Annotated in this window: 23 protein-coding genes; 20 read left to right on the forward strand and 3 right to left on the reverse strand. The window is 68.9% G+C overall.

The annotated features are described in order from the left end of the window. Positions 1 to 3: 3 nt before the first annotated feature. From rplX to truA, 19 genes are all read left to right on the forward strand, one after another. The gene (gene rplX / locus HNO83_RS11750; RefSeq protein WP_115697813.1) at positions 4 to 363 is read left to right on the forward strand and encodes a 50S ribosomal protein L24; all 360 of its coding nucleotides are present in this window, start codon (positions 4 to 6) and stop codon (positions 361 to 363) included. After that, a complete protein-coding gene (gene rplE, locus HNO83_RS11755; protein WP_175337715.1) occupies positions 363 to 950 on the forward strand; it encodes a 50S ribosomal protein L5 in 588 nt (195 codons plus the stop codon). The genes rplX and rplE overlap by 1 nt, the downstream gene beginning before the upstream one ends. A gap of 103 nt (positions 951 to 1,053) precedes the next feature. Next, positions 1,054 to 1,452 (forward strand): 30S ribosomal protein S8, encoded by a 399-nt coding sequence (gene rpsH, locus HNO83_RS11760; RefSeq protein ID WP_175337716.1) that lies wholly within the window; start codon positions 1,054 to 1,056, stop codon positions 1,450 to 1,452. 6 nt (positions 1,453 to 1,458) lie between these two features. Next, complete coding sequence (gene rplF, locus HNO83_RS11765) at positions 1,459 to 1,995, forward strand: 50S ribosomal protein L6 (RefSeq protein WP_175337717.1); 537 nt, start codon at positions 1,459 to 1,461, stop codon at positions 1,993 to 1,995. Positions 1,996 to 1,997: 2 nt separating this feature from the next. Then, positions 1,998 to 2,369, forward strand: a complete 372-nt coding sequence (gene rplR / locus HNO83_RS11770) for a 50S ribosomal protein L18 (protein WP_175337718.1) — start codon at positions 1,998 to 2,000, stop codon at positions 2,367 to 2,369. Continuing rightward, complete coding sequence (rpsE, locus tag HNO83_RS11775) at positions 2,366 to 3,088, forward strand: 30S ribosomal protein S5 (RefSeq protein WP_175337719.1); 723 nt, start codon at positions 2,366 to 2,368, stop codon at positions 3,086 to 3,088. The genes rplR and rpsE overlap by 4 nt, the downstream gene beginning before the upstream one ends. Then, positions 3,088 to 3,273: a 50S ribosomal protein L30 gene (gene rpmD, locus HNO83_RS11780; protein ID WP_018191951.1), complete on the forward strand. Its 186-nt coding sequence runs from the start codon at positions 3,088 to 3,090 to the stop codon at positions 3,271 to 3,273. Before rpsE ends, rpmD begins: the two co-directional genes overlap by 1 nt. Next, positions 3,273 to 3,965 carry a 50S ribosomal protein L15 gene (gene rplO / locus HNO83_RS20120; protein WP_217498967.1) on the forward strand — a complete coding sequence of 231 codons (693 nt, stop codon included), beginning with the start codon at positions 3,273 to 3,275 and terminating at the stop codon, positions 3,963 to 3,965. Before rpmD ends, rplO begins: the two co-directional genes overlap by 1 nt. A 76-nt stretch (positions 3,966 to 4,041) precedes the next feature. Then, a complete protein-coding gene (gene secY, locus HNO83_RS11790) occupies positions 4,042 to 5,364 on the forward strand; it encodes a preprotein translocase subunit SecY (RefSeq protein ID WP_064109768.1) in 1,323 nt (440 codons plus the stop codon). Continuing rightward, on the forward strand, positions 5,361 to 5,975 hold the full coding sequence (locus HNO83_RS11795; protein WP_175337720.1) for an adenylate kinase: 615 nt from the start codon (positions 5,361 to 5,363) through the stop codon (positions 5,973 to 5,975). Before secY ends, HNO83_RS11795 begins: the two co-directional genes overlap by 4 nt. A 16-nt stretch (positions 5,976 to 5,991) precedes the next feature. Next, complete coding sequence (gene map, locus HNO83_RS11800) at positions 5,992 to 6,822, forward strand: type I methionyl aminopeptidase (RefSeq protein WP_175337721.1); 831 nt, start codon at positions 5,992 to 5,994, stop codon at positions 6,820 to 6,822. Between the two features lie 176 nt (positions 6,823 to 6,998). After that, entirely contained in the window at positions 6,999 to 7,220 is a 222-nt protein-coding gene (gene infA / locus HNO83_RS11805) for a translation initiation factor IF-1 (protein WP_011186713.1), read from the forward strand. An 80-nt stretch (positions 7,221 to 7,300) separates the two neighbouring features. Continuing rightward, positions 7,301 to 7,414 (forward strand): 50S ribosomal protein L36, encoded by a 114-nt coding sequence (gene rpmJ, locus HNO83_RS11810; RefSeq protein WP_018191946.1) that lies wholly within the window; start codon positions 7,301 to 7,303, stop codon positions 7,412 to 7,414. A gap of 137 nt (positions 7,415 to 7,551) precedes the next feature. Continuing rightward, positions 7,552 to 7,926 (forward strand): 30S ribosomal protein S13, encoded by a 375-nt coding sequence (rpsM, locus tag HNO83_RS11815; RefSeq protein WP_055914002.1) that lies wholly within the window; start codon positions 7,552 to 7,554, stop codon positions 7,924 to 7,926. A gap of 30 nt (positions 7,927 to 7,956) precedes the next feature. Beyond that, complete coding sequence (gene rpsK / locus HNO83_RS11820) at positions 7,957 to 8,355, forward strand: 30S ribosomal protein S11 (RefSeq protein WP_018191944.1); 399 nt, start codon at positions 7,957 to 7,959, stop codon at positions 8,353 to 8,355. A 119-nt stretch (positions 8,356 to 8,474) separates the two neighbouring features. Beyond that, positions 8,475 to 9,473, forward strand: a complete 999-nt coding sequence (locus tag HNO83_RS11825; protein WP_018191943.1) for a DNA-directed RNA polymerase subunit alpha — start codon at positions 8,475 to 8,477, stop codon at positions 9,471 to 9,473. A gap of 54 nt (positions 9,474 to 9,527) precedes the next feature. Further along, positions 9,528 to 10,103, forward strand: a complete 576-nt coding sequence (rplQ, locus tag HNO83_RS11830) for a 50S ribosomal protein L17 (RefSeq protein ID WP_175337722.1) — start codon at positions 9,528 to 9,530, stop codon at positions 10,101 to 10,103. Positions 10,104 to 10,308: 205 nt separating this feature from the next. After that, on the forward strand, positions 10,309 to 11,343 hold the full coding sequence (locus tag HNO83_RS11835) for a GNAT family N-acetyltransferase (protein WP_175337723.1): 1,035 nt from the start codon (positions 10,309 to 10,311) through the stop codon (positions 11,341 to 11,343). Next, positions 11,333 to 12,205, forward strand: a complete 873-nt coding sequence (truA, locus tag HNO83_RS11840; RefSeq protein WP_175337724.1) for a tRNA pseudouridine(38-40) synthase TruA — start codon at positions 11,333 to 11,335, stop codon at positions 12,203 to 12,205. Before HNO83_RS11835 ends, truA begins: the two co-directional genes overlap by 11 nt. A 9-nt stretch (positions 12,206 to 12,214) precedes the next feature. On the opposite strand, the gene HNO83_RS11845 is transcribed toward truA, so the two are convergent. Continuing rightward, a complete protein-coding gene (locus tag HNO83_RS11845) occupies positions 12,215 to 13,054 on the reverse strand; it encodes a helix-turn-helix transcriptional regulator (RefSeq protein WP_175337725.1) in 840 nt (279 codons plus the stop codon). A 107-nt stretch (positions 13,055 to 13,161) separates the two neighbouring features. Here HNO83_RS11845 and HNO83_RS11850 point away from each other — a divergent pair, with 107 nt between their 5' ends. Further along, on the forward strand, positions 13,162 to 14,109 hold the full coding sequence (locus HNO83_RS11850) for an SDR family oxidoreductase (RefSeq protein WP_175337726.1): 948 nt from the start codon (positions 13,162 to 13,164) through the stop codon (positions 14,107 to 14,109). Between the two features lie 18 nt (positions 14,110 to 14,127). Here the strand turns inward: HNO83_RS11850 and HNO83_RS11855 are convergent, their stop codons facing one another. Together HNO83_RS11855 and HNO83_RS11860 are read right to left on the reverse strand one after the other, a co-directional pair. After that, on the reverse strand, positions 14,128 to 14,763 hold the full coding sequence (locus tag HNO83_RS11855) for a response regulator transcription factor (RefSeq protein WP_175337727.1): 636 nt from the start codon (positions 14,761 to 14,763) through the stop codon (positions 14,128 to 14,130). Then, a complete protein-coding gene (locus tag HNO83_RS11860) occupies positions 14,760 to 15,974 on the reverse strand; it encodes a sensor histidine kinase (RefSeq protein ID WP_175337728.1) in 1,215 nt (404 codons plus the stop codon). The genes HNO83_RS11855 and HNO83_RS11860 overlap by 4 nt, the downstream gene beginning before the upstream one ends. Positions 15,975 to 16,149: the final 175 nt, after the last annotated feature.

Genomic DNA, 16,149 nt, shown 5'->3' on the forward strand with positions numbered 1-16,149 from the left:
CCCATGGCGAACATCAAGAAGGGCGACCTGGTCCAGGTCATCTCGGGCCGCTCGCAGGCCCGCGGCGGTGACCGTGGCAAGCAGGGCAAGGTCATCGAGGTTCTCGTCGAGCAGAACCGCGTGATCGTCGAGGGCGTCAACTTCGTGACCAAGCACGTTCGCGTCGGACAGACGCAGCGCGGCACGAAGACCGGCGGCATCGAGACCCACGAGGCCCCGATCCACGTCTCCAACGTGGCCCTGGTCGACCCCGAGACCAAGAAGCCGACCCGCGTCGGCTTCCGCGAAGAGAGCGTCACGAAGGACGGCGTCACCAAGACGGTCCGCGTTCGTTACGCCAAGAAGTCTGGTAAGGACCTGTAATGACCGACACTGCAGTGGAGTCTGGCAAAATCCAGCCCCGCCTCAAGCAGAAGTACAAGAACGAGATCTCCAAGCAGCTCCAGGGCGACTTCGGTTTCACGAACGTGCACCAGGTGCCCGGTCTCGTGAAGATCGTCGTCAACATGGGTGTCGGCGAGGCGGCTCGTGACGGCAAGGTGATCGACGGTGCGGTCAACGACCTCACCCTGATCACCGGCCAGAAGCCGCAGGTCACGAAGGCCCGCAAGTCCATCGCGCAGTTCAAGCTGCGCGAGGGCCAGCCGATCGGTGCGCACGTCACGCTGCGCGGCGACCGGATGTGGGAGTTCCTCGACCGCCTGCTCACGCTCGCTCTGCCCCGTATCCGCGACTTCCGCGGTCTCTCGGACAAGCAGTTCGACGGCAACGGCAACTACACGTTCGGTCTCACGGAGCAGTCGATGTTCCACGAGATCAACCAGGACCGCATCGACCGCGTCCGCGGCATGGACATCACTGTGGTGACCACCGCGAAGAACGACGACGAGGGCCGCGCGCTGCTCAAGCAGCTCGGCTTCCCGTTCCGCTCCTCCGACGCGGCCAACTAAGGCCCACCCGCGGGCCGGCCGACCCGGCCGGCCCGCTTCCACCACAGGTCGTCAGTCGTGTAACGGCTGAACGAAACCTGGTGATCCGTAAGGAAAAACCGAAATGACCATGACAGATCCGGTCGCAGACATGCTGACCAGACTGCGCAACGCGAACTCGGCTCACCACGACACCGTGTCGATGCCGCACTCGAAGCTCAAGGCGCACATCGCCGAGATCCTCACCACCGAGGGCTACATCTCCGGCTGGGAGGTCACCGACGCCCGCGTCGGCAAGACCCTGACGCTGCAGCTCAAGTTCGGTCCGAACCGCGAGCGTTCCATCGCCGGTATCAAGCGCGTGTCGAAGCCCGGCCTTCGCGTCTACGCGAAGTCCACGGAGCTCCCCAAGGTGCTCGGCGGGCTCGGCGTCGCCATCCTGTCCACCTCCTCCGGTCTGCTCACGGACCGTCAGGCTGAGAAGAAGGGCGTGGGTGGGGAAGTCCTCGCCTACGTGTGGTAACCCGCCATGTCGCGTATTGGAAGACTGCCCATCGACATCCCGGCAGGGGTCGATGTGAAGATCGACGGCCAGGCCGTCACCGTCAAGGGCCCGAAGGGTGAGCTCAGCCTCACCGTCGCGAACCCGATCGAGGTCAAGCTGGAGGAGAACCAGGTCCTGGTGACCCGTCCGGACGACGAGCGCGAGTCTCGTTCGCTGCACGGCCTGACCCGCACCCTCATCAACAACCAGATCATCGGCGTCACCCAGGGCTACTCCAAGGGCCTGGAGATCGTCGGCACCGGTTACCGCGTGGTCCAGAAGGGCGCGGCCGTCGAGTTCGCGCTCGGCTTCTCGCACCCGGTGACCGTCGAGCCGCCGGCCGGGATCACCTTCACGGTCGAGGGCAACAACCGCCTGACCGTGGCCGGGATCGACAAGCAGGCCGTCGGTGAGGTCGCCGCGAACATCCGCAAGATCCGCAAGCCCGAGCCGTACAAGGGCAAGGGTGTGCGCTACGCCGGCGAGGTCGTTCGTCGCAAGGCCGGAAAGGCTGGTAAGTAATCATGGCTCTGGGTACCAGAGGAAAGAGCAAGGCGGCCGCCCGCGACCGCCGTCACACCCGCCTTCGCAAGAAGATCGAGGGCACCGCGGTCCGTCCGCGCCTGGTCGTCACCCGTTCGGCCCGCCACGTCTTCGTGCAGGTCGTCGACGACGCGAAGGGCCACACGCTGGCCTCCGCGTCCACCATGGAGGCGGACCTCCGCGGCTTCGACGGTGACAAGACCGCCAAGGCCCGCAAGGTCGGCGAACTCGTGGCCGAGCGCGCGAAGAGCGCCGGTGTCGAGGCCGTCGTGTTCGACCGTGGAGGCAGCAAGTATGCCGGCCGCGTCGCCGCTGTCGCCGAGGGCGCTCGAGAGGGCGGACTGAACCTGTGAGCGACGAGAACAACAAGGAGCAGACCGTGACCGATCAGGTAACGGACAGCGCGCAGCCGGTCGAGACCGCTGCGTCCACCGACAACAACACGACGGGCCGCGGTGAGCGCGAGCCCCGCCGTGGCGGTCGCGACCGCAACCAGGGCCGCGGCGACCGCGGCGGCCGTGACGCCGACAAGAGCCAGTTCCTGGAGCGCGTCGTCACCATCAACCGCGTCTCCAAGGTCGTGAAGGGTGGTCGTCGCTTCAGCTTCACCGCTCTCGTGGTCGTCGGCGACGGCAACGGCCTGGTGGGCGTCGGCTACGGCAAGGCCCGCGAGGTGCCGCTGGCGATCTCGAAGGGCGTCGAGGAGGCGAAGAAGAACTTCTTCCGCGTCCCGCGCGTCGGCAACACCATCCCGCACCCGGTGCAGGGTGAGGCCGCCGCCGGCGTCGTCCTCCTGCGTCCGGCCGCCGCCGGTACCGGTGTTATCGCCGGTGGCCCGGTGCGCGCCGTGCTCGAGTGCGCCGGCATCCACGACGTCCTGAGCAAGTCGCTGGGTTCGTCGAACACGATCAACATCGTGCACGCGACCGTCGAGGCGCTGAAGCAGCTCGAGGAGCCCCGTGCCGTCGCTGCCCGCCGTGGCCTCGACTACGACCAGGTCGCCCCGGCTCGCCTGCTTCGCACCGAGGCAGCGCTGGCAGAGGCCGCCGCGACCGCGAAGGCAGGTGCCTGATGGCTGCGCGTCTGAAGATCACGCAGATCAAGTCGAAAGTGAGCGAGAAGCAGTACCAGCGCGACACGCTGCGCAGTCTGGGACTGAAGCGCATCGGTGACGTCGTCGTCCGCGAGGACAACCCGCAGAACCGCGGGTACGTCAACACCGTCGCTCACCTGGTGAAGGTTGAGGAGATCGACTAATGGCTGACGAGAAGGCCACCACTGAGGCCGCCGACTCGGCGGTCGAGAAGAAGGCTCCGGCCAAGAAGGCTCCGGCCAAGAAGGCGCCGGCTGCGGCCGCCGCCGAGAAGCCGGCTGCCGAGAAGAAGGCGCCCGCGAAGAAGGCTCCGGCCAAGGCTGCTGCCGACAAGGCCGCCGCCGACACGGCCGACGCCACCGTCGCCGAGAAGCCGGCCAAGAAGCCGGCCGCCAAGAAGGACGTCGCGGAGCCCCGCGAGCAGGTCCTGAAGGTGCACCACCTCCGTCCGGCCGCGGGCGCCAAGAAGGACCGGACCCGCGTCGGACGCGGTGAGGGCTCCAAGGGCAAGACGGCCGGCCGCGGTACCAAGGGAACCAAGGCGCGCTACCAGGTGCGTCCCGGCTTCCAGGGCGGTCAGCTTCCGCTGCACATGCGTGCGCCGAAGCTGCGCGGCTTCAAGAACCCGTTCCGCGTCGAGTACCAGGTCGTGAACCTGGAGAAGCTCGCCGAGCTGTACCCGGCCGGCGGTGACGTCACCGTCGCCGACCTGGTCGCCAAGGGTGCCGTTCGCAAGAACGAAAAGGTCAAGGTTCTCGGCAACGGGGACATTGCGGTTAAGCTGAACGTTGCGGTCGACAAGGTCTCCGGCTCTGCCGAGCAGAAGATCGTCGCCGCTGGTGGTTCCGTCAAGTAGCCATCCGTACAGCAGTCGAGTCGGGTGGCCGGGAGACCGGCCACCCGACTGACTCTTAGGAAAGCAGGACGCAGGATTGTTTAGCGCCGTCGCGCGGATCTTCCGCACCCCGGATCTTCGCAAGAAGATCCTCTTTACCCTGGCGATCATCGCCCTCTTCCGGCTGGGTTCCTTCATCCCTGCGCCGTTCGTCGACTTCGGCAACGTCCAGACCTGTCTGAACGCCAACCAGGACACCTCGGGCCTCTACTCGCTGGTGAACCTGTTCTCCGGCGGCGCCCTGCTCAAACTCTCGATCTTCGCGCTCGGCATCATGCCGTACATCACCGCGTCGATCATCGTGCAGCTGCTGCGCGTGGTCATCCCGCGCTTCGAGACCCTCTACAAGGAGGGCCAGGCCGGCCAGGCCAAGCTGACGCAGTACACGCGCTACCTCACCATCGCGCTGGGCGTCCTCCAGTCGACGACCCTCATCACCGTCGCCCGCAGCGGCGCGCTGTTCGGCACCACTGCCGTCTCGCAGTGCACGCAGCTGATCACGGACGACTCCTGGTACGCGATCATGCTCATGGTCATCACCATGACCGCCGGCACCGGCCTCATCATGTGGATGGGCGAGCTCGTCACCGAGCGCGGCATCGGCAACGGCATGTCGCTCCTCATCTTCACCTCCATCGCGGCGCAGTTCCCGTCGTCGCTGTGGGCGGTCGGCCAGTCGCAGGGCATCGAGATCCTCCTGGTCGTCATCGCGATCGGACTGCTCATCGTGATGGGCGTCGTGTTCGTCGAGCAGTCGCAGCGGCGCATCCCGGTCCAGTACGCGAAGAGGATGGTCGGTCGCCGCACCTACGGCGGCAACAACACGTACATCCCGATCAAGGTGAACATGGCCGGCGTCGTGCCCGTCATCTTCGCCTCGTCGCTGCTGTACCTGCCGGCTCTGATCGCCCAGTTCAACCAGCCGGCCGCGGGCAAGGCCCCGGCGCCGTGGGTCACCTGGATCACGAACTACCTGACCAAGGGCGACCACCCGCTCTACATGCTTCTGTACTTCCTCCTGATCGTCGGGTTCACGTACTTCTACGTGGCGATCACCTTCAACCCGGAGGAGGTCGCGGACAACATGAAGAAGTACGGCGGCTTCATCCCCGGCATCCGCGCGGGCCGCCCGACGGCCGAGTACCTCGACTACGTGCTCACCCGCGTGACGCTGCCCGGCTCGTTCTATCTCGGTATCATCGCGCTGATCCCGTTGGTCGCCTTCGCGTTGATCGGCGCAAGCCAGAACTTCATGTTCGGCGGCACGTCCATCCTGATCATCGTCGGTGTCGGACTGGAGACGGTCAAGCAGATCGACTCCCAGCTCCAGCAGCGGCATTACGAAGGGCTTCTGCGTTGACCCGAATGCTGATCGTCGGTCCCCCCGGAGCGGGCAAGGGCACTCAGGCCTCCCGCATCACCACCACCTACGGGATCCCCGACATCTCCACGGGCGACATCTTCCGGGCCAACATCAAGAACGAGACCGAGCTCGGCAAGCAGGTCAAGGCCATCGTGGACGCGGGCGACTACGTCCCCGACAGCCTGACGAACCAGCTCGTGGCCGACCGTCTGGACGAGGAGGACGCCAGGAACGGCTTCCTGCTCGACGGCTACCCCCGCACGCTGGCCCAGGTCGACTACCTCGATGAACTGCTCGCCGGCAAGGGCCAGAAGCTCGACGCCGTCGTCCAGCTCACCGCCGATCAGGAGGAGATCGTCCAGCGCCTCACCAAGCGCGCCCAGGAGCAGGGCCGTGCGGACGACTCCGAGGACGCGATCCGTCACCGCCAGGAGGTCTACCTCCGCGAGACGTCGCCCCTCATCGACGTGTACCGCGAGCGCGGGCTGCTGGTCCCGGTCGACGGACTCGGCGGAATCGACGAGGTCGCCGACCGCATCGCGGCGGCTCTGGCCGAGCGCGGCATCCACCCGGTCGCCGGCGCCTCCGCCGGCGAGCCCGTGGCCTGACGGCCGCCGCCGCTCGATGATCCTCCGCAGGTCGATCTACAAGACGCCCGCCCAGCTGCGCGACATGGTCGCGCCCGGGCTGGCGACCGCCGCCTCCCTCGACGCCGTGGCCGCCGCCGTCGCGCCCGGCATCTCGACCCTGGAACTCGACGCGCTCGCCGAGCGGGCGATCGTCGACGCGGGCGGCGCGTCGAACTTCCAGCTGGAGCCCGGCTACCACCACACCATCTGCGCCTCGGTGAACGACGAGGTCGTGCACGGGATCCCCGGCGCGCGCATCCTGCAGCCGGGCGACATCCTCTCGGTCGACAGCGGCGCGATCCTCGGCGGCTGGAACGGGGATGCGGCCCGCACCTTCGTGCTGCCCGACCCGGCGCACCCGGAGCGGGTGGAGGAGCGGCAGCGTCTCTCCGACGTGACCGAGCAGTCGCTGTGGCGAGGGATCGCCACCCTGGCGTCGGCCCGCCACCTCAACGAGGTGGGCGAGGCGATCGAGGACCACATCCTCTCCCAGGGCGACTACGGCATCCTCACCGACTACATCGGTCACGGCATCGGCCGGAAGATGCACGAGGAGCCGCCGGTGTTCAACTACCGCGTGCGCGCCAAGGGGCCCGAGGTGCGTCCCGGGCTGGTGGTCGCCATCGAGCCGATGGTGGTGCTCGGCGACCAGGAGACCTACGTGAAGGACGACGGCTGGACCGTCGCCACGGAGGACGGCTCGGCCGCGGCGCACTGGGAGCACAGCGTCGCCGTGCACGAGGGCGGGATCTGGGTGCTCACCGCCGCCGACGGCGGGGCCGCCGGCCTCGCGCCCTTCGGCGTGACGCCCACCCCGATCCCGTGACCGGGTTCGTGGCGGGAGCCCGTTCGCTCAGAGCGGGCGCAGATGATACACGCGGATTGGCGAAAACGCGCCCTTTCGCATAAGATAGATCCTTGGTGTCTTAGGCACGTTTTCCACGTGCCTTCCGCCGATCAACGCACGACCAGCAAACCACGACTTTTAGCGACAGTGAGGCTATGGCCAAAAAAGACGGTGTCATCGAGATCGAAGGATCCGTGATCGAGGCTCTCCCCAACGCGATGTTCCGCGTCGAGTTGACCAACGGTCACAAGGTTCTTGCCCACATCTCAGGCAAGATGCGTCAGCACTACATCCGCATCCTCCCGGAGGACCGCGTGATCGTCGAGCTGAGCCCCTACGATCTGACCCGCGGCCGGATCGTCTACCGCTACAAGTAAGGGTCTGCTGTAAGTAACGGCCACGCCACCGGGTTGCCCCTGGCGAGGTACGAGGACAGCGAACGAAGGTAAGAATCACAATGAAGGTCAACCCCTCGGTCAAGAGGATCTGCGACAAGTGCAAGGTCATCCGTCGCAACGGCCGCGTCATGGTCATCTGCGAGAACCCGCGCCACAAGCAGCGCCAGGGCTGAACGCAGCGTCATAACCGAATAGAGAACAGGCGATCCCAGATCCCGAACCGGCCAGACCGGAGCGGGGGACACCCTCGGAGGAGGCCGGGGCACCGGGACCGCTGCAGACCTCCACTCATCACAGGAGAAGCCAACACATGGCACGTCTAGCAGGCGTCGACATCCCGCGCGAGAAGCGCGTGGAGGTCGCACTCACCTACATCTACGGAGTCGGTCGCACCCGCGCCCTCCAGACTCTGCGCGAGACCGAGATCTCGGGCGACATCCGCGTCAAGGACCTGACCGACGACCAGCTCGTCGCTCTCCGCGACTACATCGAGGGCAACTTCAAGGTGGAGGGTGACCTCCGTCGCGAGGTCGCCGCCGACATCCGCCGCAAGGTCGAGATCGGCAGCTACGAGGGTATCCGCCACCGCAAGGGCCTCCCGGTCCGCGGCCAGCGCACCAAGACGAACGCGCGCACCCGTAAGGGACCGAAGCGCACGGTCGCCGGTAAGAAGAAGGCTCGCTAGGCCGACAACCAGGATTGCAGGAGTAGATAAATGGCAGCACCCAAGTCGGCCGCTCGTAAGCCGCGCAAGAAGGAAAAGAAGAACATCGCTGTGGGCCAGGCCCACATCAAGAGCACGTTCAACAACACGATCGTCTCGATCACCGACACCACCGGTGCCGTGATCAGCTGGGCCTCGTCCGGCGGCGTCGGGTTCAAGGGCTCCCGCAAGTCGACCCCGTTCGCGGCACAGCTCGCGGCCGAGTCGGCTGCGCGTCAGGCGCAGGAGCACGGCATGAAGAAGGTCGACGTCTTCGTCAAGGGCCCGGGCTCGGGTCGTGAGACCGCGATCCGTTCGCTCCAGGCCGCCGGCCTCGAGGTGGGCTCGATCAACGACGTCACCCCGCAGGCGCACAACGGCTGCCGCCCGCCGAAGCGTCGCCGCGTCTAAGTTCTCTTCACGTCCGCCGCAGGCGGCGGTCCCCACGGGCCGCCGCCTGACGGCGTGACACCCCCACCTCAGTAGAAGCAAGTGTCATATAGCGGACACTTAGCCGGAAGGAATCAACAGTGCTCATTGCACAGCGTCCTACGCTCACCGAAGAGAACATCTCCGAGTTCCGCTCGCGGTTCGTCATCGAGCCGCTGGAGCCGGGCTTCGGTTACACCCTCGGCAACTCCCTGCGTCGCACCCTCCTCTCCTCCATCCCTGGCGCTGCGGTCACCAGCATCCGCATCGACGGCGTGCTGCACGAGTTCAGCACCGTGCCGGGCGTGAAGGAGGATGTCACCGAGATCATCCTGAACATCAAGGGTCTCGTGGTCTCGAGCGAGCACGACGAGCCGATCACCGCGTACCTCCGCAAGACCGGCGCCGGTCAGGTCACCGCCGCCGACATCTCGGCTCCGGCCGGTGTGGAGATCCACAACCCCGAGCTGGTCATCGCGACCCTCAACGACAAGGCGAAGTTCGAGGTCGAGCTGACCATCGAGCGCGGCCGCGGCTACGTCTCGGCCCAGCAGAACCGCAACGAGTACAGCGAGGCGGGCCAGATCCCGATCGACTCGATCTACTCGCCGGTCCTCAAGGTCACCTACCGCGTCGAGGCCACCCGTGCCGGCGAGCGCACCGACTTCGACCGCCTCGTGGTCGACGTCGAGACCAAGCCCGCGATCAGCCCGCGCGACGCGATCGCGTCGGCCGGCCGCACGCTGGTCGAGCTGTTCGGTCTGGCCCGCGAGCTCAACAGCGCGGCCGAGGGCATCGAGATCGGCCCCGCGCCGGTCGACGCCGTCCTCAGCTCCGAGCTGTCGATGCCGATCGAGGACCTGGACCTGTCGGTCCGCTCCTACAACTGCCTCAAGCGCGAGGGCATCAACACCGTGAGCGAGCTCGTCTCGCTGTCGGAGACGCAGCTCATGAACATCCGCAACTTCGGTCAGAAGTCGGTGGATGAGGTCAAGGACAAGCTGACGGAGATGGGCCTGTCGCTGAAGGACTCGGTCCCCGGGTTCGACGGCGCCCACTTCTACAGCGGGTACGACGAGGACGAGTCCACCACCATCTGAGGCACGTCCCCCGACTACGCCATCAGACCTTTTCAACACTGGAGATAACCGATCATGCCTAAGCCCACCAAGGGCCCCCGCCTCGGGGGCGGCCCGGCGCACGAGCGCCTGCTGCTCGCCAACCTGGCCGCTGCGCTCTTCACGCACAAGAGCATCAAGACCACCGAGACCAAGGCGAAGCGCCTCCGTCCCGTGGCCGAGCGCCTGATCACGTTCGCGAAGCGCGGCGACCTGCACGCCCGCCGTCGCGTCCTGGCCGTGATCCAGGACAAGACCGTCGTGCACGAGCTGTTCACGCAGATCGCGCCGCTGGTCGCCGAGCGTGAGGGCGGCTACACCCGCATCACCAAGCTCGGCTACCGCAAGGGCGACAACGCGCCGATGGCGCAGATCGAGCTCGTGCTCGAGCCCGTCGCCCCGAAGGTGAAGTCGTCCAAGTCGTCCGCCGCGCCGAAGGCCGCCGCCCCGGTCGAGGAGCCGGCCGCCGAGGAGACCAGCGCTGACGAGACGTCGGCTGACGAGACGTCGACCGACACCGCCGCCGCTGAGGCGGAGGTCGTCGAGGACGCCACCGCCGACGCCGACGCCGCAGGCGAGACCGACGCAGAGGCCGAGGCCGAGAAGGCGTAACCTCCTTCGCCCGTACGCACGAAGGCCCCGCATCCGAGCGATGCGGGGCCTTCGTCGTTCCCGCAGCTCTGACGCCGTTCCGTCGGAGATTCGGCCAGAGGCGTGCTGAATCTCCGACGGAAGACAGCCGCGACGGAGATTCGTATCGATTCGGTCCTGCGGAAGGCGGCGACGCCGCCGGCGGCGGTTCTTCTATGGTGGAGGCATGACCTCGACCGACGACGCCGTCCTCGCCCCGCTCCGGGAGCGCGTGACGGCCCCGCCGACGCACCGACCGTCGCATCCCGAGATCGCGGAGTGGCGGCCGGCGACCCTCGCCGACCTGGATGCGGTGCTGGAGGTGGTCCGTGCCATCGACGCCGCCGACCATCCGAACTACCTGACCACCCGTGACGAGCTCGAGGAGGAGCTCGGCTACAGCTTCATCGACCTCGAGACGGACACCCTCCTCGCCCTGACCGCGGACGGCCGGATCGCCGCGGCGGGCATCGTCATGGAGCCGCCCCGGCAGGAGACGCTGGTGCGCGAGTTCCTGAACGGCGGCGTCCATCCCGAGTTCCGCGGGCGCGGGATCGGCCGGGAGCTGCTGGCGTGGCAGCGGGCGCGCGGGGAGCAGAAGCTGGCCGCGTCGGACAAGACGCTCCCCGGCTGGCTGGTCGGATACGCGGACGGGCGGGCGCCGGACCGCAAGCGGCTGCTGGAGGCGAGCGGCTTCGAGGTGGTGCGGTACTTCCAGACCATGGAGCGCGACCTCTCGGAGCCCATTCCGGAGGTGACGCCGGTCGGCGACGTACGGATCGAGCCGTACCGCCCGGAGCTGTCGGCCGAGGCGCACCGGGTGAGGAACGACGCGTTCCGCGACCACTGGGGCAGCCAGCCGCTGACGGACGAGCAGTTCGCCGGGCTGGTCTCCGGCTCCTTCGTCGCCGACCTCTCGTTCGTGGCGTTCGTCGGCGACGAGCCGGCCGGAGTGCTCCTCACCGACGTCGCCGAGGGCGACTGGCCGGGGCAGGGCTTCTCCAGCTCGTACGTGTCGACGGTCGCGGTGATCCGGCCCTTCCGCGGGCGCCGCATCGCGCCGACCCTGCTGCGCCACGTGCTCCTCGCGTCGGCGGCACGCGGACTCGACAAGGTCGTGCTGGACGTGGACGCTGAGAATCCGACCGGCGCCCTCGGGCTCTACACCGGGATGGGATTCGCGACCACACAGCAGGAGCTGGGGCTCGTCCGTGCCTACTGAGACACGGACCACCCGCTACCGCCTCGACGTCGCCTACCAGGGGACCGACTTCAACGGCTGGGGCCGCCAGCCGGGGCTGCGGACGGTGCAGGGGACGCTGGAGGACGCGCTCGCGACGATCTTCCGGCGTGCGGGCGAACCACCGCAGCTGACGGTGGCGGGCCGCACCGACGCGGGCGTGCACGCGGTCGGTCAGGTCGCCCACGTCGACCTGACGGAGGCTCAGGAGGCGATCCTGCGCAAGCCGCACGGCAAGCGCCCACCGCTGTCGGCGGAGGAGGCGCTGGGCCGACGGCTCAACGGCGTCCTCGGCCCGGTGTCCGACGTGGTCGTGCTCGCCGCGACCGTCGCGCCGGACGGCTTCGACGCCCGCTTCTCGGCGTTGTGGCGGCGATACCAGTACCGCGTCGCCGACCGCCTCGCCCTGCGCGACCCGCTGCAGCGTCACCGCACCGCGTGGGTGTCGTCCGATCTCGACGCCGACGCGATGGACATCGCCTCCCACGGGCTCCTGGGGCTCCACGACTTCGCCAGCTACTGCAAGGCGCGTGAGGGGGCGACGACCATCCGCACCCTGCAGGCGTTCGCCTGGCGCCGCGACCCGGACGGCGTGCTGCTCGCCGACCTGACCGCGGACGCGTTCTGCCACAGCATGGTGCGCGCGCTGGTCGGTGCGTGCGTCGAGGTAGGGGAGGGCAAGCTCGGCCCGGGCGACCTCGTGGGCCTGCGCGACGAGAAGCGCCGCACGAGCGCGTTCAAGGTGATGCCGGCCCGCGGGCTCACGCTCATGGAGGTCGGCTACCCGGAGGGTCCGGAGCTGGCCCTGCGCGCGGAGCGAACCCGGGCCCTCCGCGAGCTGTAGCCCGGCCGGTCAGCTCAGCGTCTGCGCCCCGATGACCGACAGCAGCCGCAGCTTGTCGGCGGATTCGCTGCCCGGCACCGCCGTGTACACGAGCAGCGAATGCGCGTGACCGGGGTCGACGAGCTGCTGGCAGTGCATCTCCAGCTCTCCGACCTCGGGATGCACGAAGTGCTTCACCTCCGTCGGGCGCAGCCCGACCTCGTGGGCGGCCCAGAGTCGGCGGAACTCCTCGCTGCGTGCGCCCAGGTACTCGGCCAGAGCGGCCGCCCGTGAGTCCGGTCCCCGGGTCGTGGCGATCTCGCGAAGACCGGATGCGAACATCCGGCTGAGGAAGTCGTGGTCTCGCTCCGCGTAGAGCCGGCGCGCGTCCGGATCGGTGAACCAGCGCACGCCCAGGCTGCGCTCCGGTCCCCGGAGGGACGCCGTGTCTCCGGTGAGGGCCACGCCCATCCGGCTCTGCCGCAACGTCGCGCCGAGCTCGGTCACGATCTCCGCCGGGGTGTCGTCGAGGCGGTCGAGCACCCGCAGCAGACCCGGGCTCACGTGCTCGCTCTCGGAGCCGCGGTCCGGAGGCGTGTGGCCGGCGAGCCGGAACAGGTGATCGCGTTCCGCGTGGGAGAGGTGCAGCCCCTGCGCGATCGACGCGAGCATCTGCTCCGACGGCTGCGGACCGCGCTCGCGCTCCAGCCGCGCGTAGTAGTCGACCGACATGTGGGACAGCGCGGCGACTTCCTCGCGCCGCAGACCGGAGGTGCGTCGCCTGCTGCCGCGCGGGAGTCCGACGTCCTCCGGCTGCAGCAGCTCGCGCCGCGTGCGGAGGAACCCGGCGAGCCCGATGCGATCGATCACCCCTCATGTCTACCGCCCCGCGTGCTCCGCAGCCACGGATCGTCGGGCCGTGGCTACGGCGCGGCCGCGAGGTTCAGGGTGGAACCACCGACAGAAGGAGAACGGGCATGGCACGCAGCATCGACATCGAGATCCCGCCGCTGAGCGGACGCCGCGCGGTCGTCACCGGCGCGAGCGACGGCATGGGGATCGTGATCGCGACGCGGCTGGCTGCCGCGGGCGCGGAGGTCGTGCTGCCGGTCCGGGACCGCGCGAAGGGCGAGGCGGCCGTGCAGCGCATCCGCTCGGCGGCGCCGGACGCGGCCCTGGTGCTCCGCGACCTCGACCTGGCCTCGCTCGAGTCCGTCGCCGCCTTCGGTGACCGGATGCGGGCGGACGGCGACCCGATCCACGTGCTCGTGAACAACGCCGGTCTGATGACACCCCCCGAACGCCGCACCACGGTCGACGGCTTCGAGTTGCAGTGGGGCACCAACCACCTCGGCCACGTCGCGCTCGTCGGCGCCCTCCTGCCGCTGCTGCGGGACGGGAGGGCGCGCGTCACCTCGCAGGTGAGCGTCGCCGCGAGGAGCGGCTCCATCGACTGGGACGACCTCGCGAGCGAGCGCCGCTATCGTGCCCAGCGCGCCTACAGCGCCTCGAAGATCGCGCTCGGCCTGTTCGGGCTCGAACTCGACCGCCGCAGTACCGCGAACGGGTGGGGCATCGTGAGCAACCTGTCGCATCCCGGTGTCGCCCCCACGAACCTGCTCGCCGCGCAGCCCGGGTACGGACGCTCGTCCGACACAGGGGCCGTACGCGTCATCCGCTGGCTCTCCGCGCGCGGGGTGCTCGTCGGGACCCCGGAGACCGCTGCCCTCCCGGCGCTGCTGGCGGCCACCGGGCCGGATGCCGTCGGGGGCCGAATGTACGGGCCGAGCGGGCCGGGCCACCTCGGCGGGGTGCCTGCGGAGCAGACCCTGTACGCGCCGCTGCGCGACGACGCGGAGGCCGCGCGGGTCTGGGAGGTGTCGGAGCAGCAGGCGGGCGTCGTCTTCCCCGTCGGGCAGCGCTGACGTCGCCTCCGGCGCGGGTCAGCGCACGAGCCCGTTCTCGTAGGCGAACGCGACCAGCTGCACCCGGGTGGCGAGGTCCAGTTTCGCCAGGATGCTGCGGATGTGCGTCTTGACGGTCGCCTCGGAGATGAACGCCGTCCGGCCGATCTCCGCGTTGCCGAGCCCGCGTGCCGCAAGCAGGAACACCTCCTTCTCGCGCATGGAGAGCGGGGCGATCGCTTCGGGACGGCGCTGGGCGATGCTGCGGAACAGGTCGCTCGTCGACTTGTGGGCGATGACGGACGTGCCCTCGTGGACCGTACGGATCGTCGAGAGGATGAGGTCGGGGGTCGCGTCCTTGAGCACGAAGCCGTCCGCTCCGGCGCGGAGCGCGGCCGCGACCGCGTCGTCGCGCTCGAAGGTGGTGAGGACGACGATGCGGGGGAGGGCGGCTGCGGCGCTGTCGCGGATCGCCCGGGTGGCGGCGATCCCGTCGACGTTCGGCATCCGGATGTCCATGAGCATGACGTCGGGATGTGCCTCCCGTGCCAGCTCGACGGCGTGCGCGCCGTCGAGGGCGGCGCCGGCGAACGCGAGGTCGGGTTGCGACTCGATCATCATCTGCAGGCCGGCGCAGAACAGGGGCTGGTCGTCGGCGACCGCGACCCGGATCATGCGGTCACCGCCGCGCGGCCGGCCGCCGGGAGGTAGGCGGTGACGAGGTAGCCGCCGGGGATGTCGTCGTCGGGTCCGGCGTCGAGCCAGCCGCCCGCCAGCCGGGCGCGCTCGCGCATGCCGACGAGTCCTCGGCCTGCAGTGTTCGGCTCGGGCGGCGTGCGGGCGGGGTCGGCGGGTCGGGAGGCGACCGACAGTGCGAGGCCGTCCTCGCGCATGTCCAGCGCCAGCCGGGCGGCGGCGCCGGGGCCCGCGTGCTTCAACGCGTTGGTCAGCGCCTCCTGCACGATCCGGTAGACGGCCAGCTGCTGGGCGGGCGTCAAGTCGCCGTCGCCGCCGAAGCGTTCCACCGAGATCGAGAGTCCGGAGTCGGACAGCCGCCGGACGAGGTCGTCGAGGTCGCCGAGACCGGGATGCTCGATGCCCGTCGGGGAGCCGACAAGCGTCTCGATCAGCATGCGCACCTCCGTGAGCGACGATCGCGCGGTGTCGGCGATGGTTCCGAGGGACGGCGCGACCGCCGCCGGCCGCTCCTCGGCGAGCAGGCGGGCGCCATCGGCTTGCGCGAGGATCACCGAGAGGGAGTGCGCCATGATGTCGTGCACGTCCTGCGCGATGCGCTCACGCTCGCTCGTGACCAGCGCTTCGGCCTCCGCAACACGCAGGCGGCCCGTGGCCCGCTCGAGCTCCAGCTCTTTCCGGTGAGAGTGCGACCAGACCCCGGTGAGCGTCCCGACCAGCCAGGCCATCGCGCCCGCAGCGGCGCAGAGGACGAAGAAGAGGTCTCTGGCTGCGGGATCCCCGCGCCCGATGCCGAATGCCCATGCCATGAGTCCCGCGGCCGAGATTCCGGCGCCCACCGCGAAGGCGAACGCGACCACGCGCATACGGCCGCGCACCGACGCGGCGACGACCAGGGCGACGATCACGTAGCCGAGGTAGACCAGCGGGTCGTCGAAGATGCCGACCGGGAACAGCAGCTGGCCGATGAGGACGGCTGTTCCTATCGCCATGGCGGCGATCGGGCTGAGACGGGACACGCCGATCGCGCATGCCAGGAGGAGAAGCGCCGCCCAGAACGGGCCCTCTGCGCGCAGCATGCCCGGCCCCAGCTGATTCCTGCCGACCAGGGCGAACGCCCAGAAGACGAAGAAGACCACGGCGATTGCCGGTTCGAGCAGCCAGCGGCTGCGGAGCAGGAGCGATCTCATACCGGTCACGCTAGGGTGAACCGCCGGGTCTCCGTGCTCGATCGGCCGCGATTTCAGCCCTGCGGATGAGTGGAATCCACCCGGTTTGACCGCGTACACCGCACTCCCGTACTATTGATCTTTGGTGTCCGCGCCTCCTGCGGCGTGACACGCGAACGTGAGCCCTCCACCGGCA

The organism is Leifsonia sp. C5G2, from assembly GCF_013359685.1.
Taxonomy (GTDB): domain Bacteria; phylum Actinomycetota; class Actinomycetes; order Actinomycetales; family Microbacteriaceae; genus Leifsonia.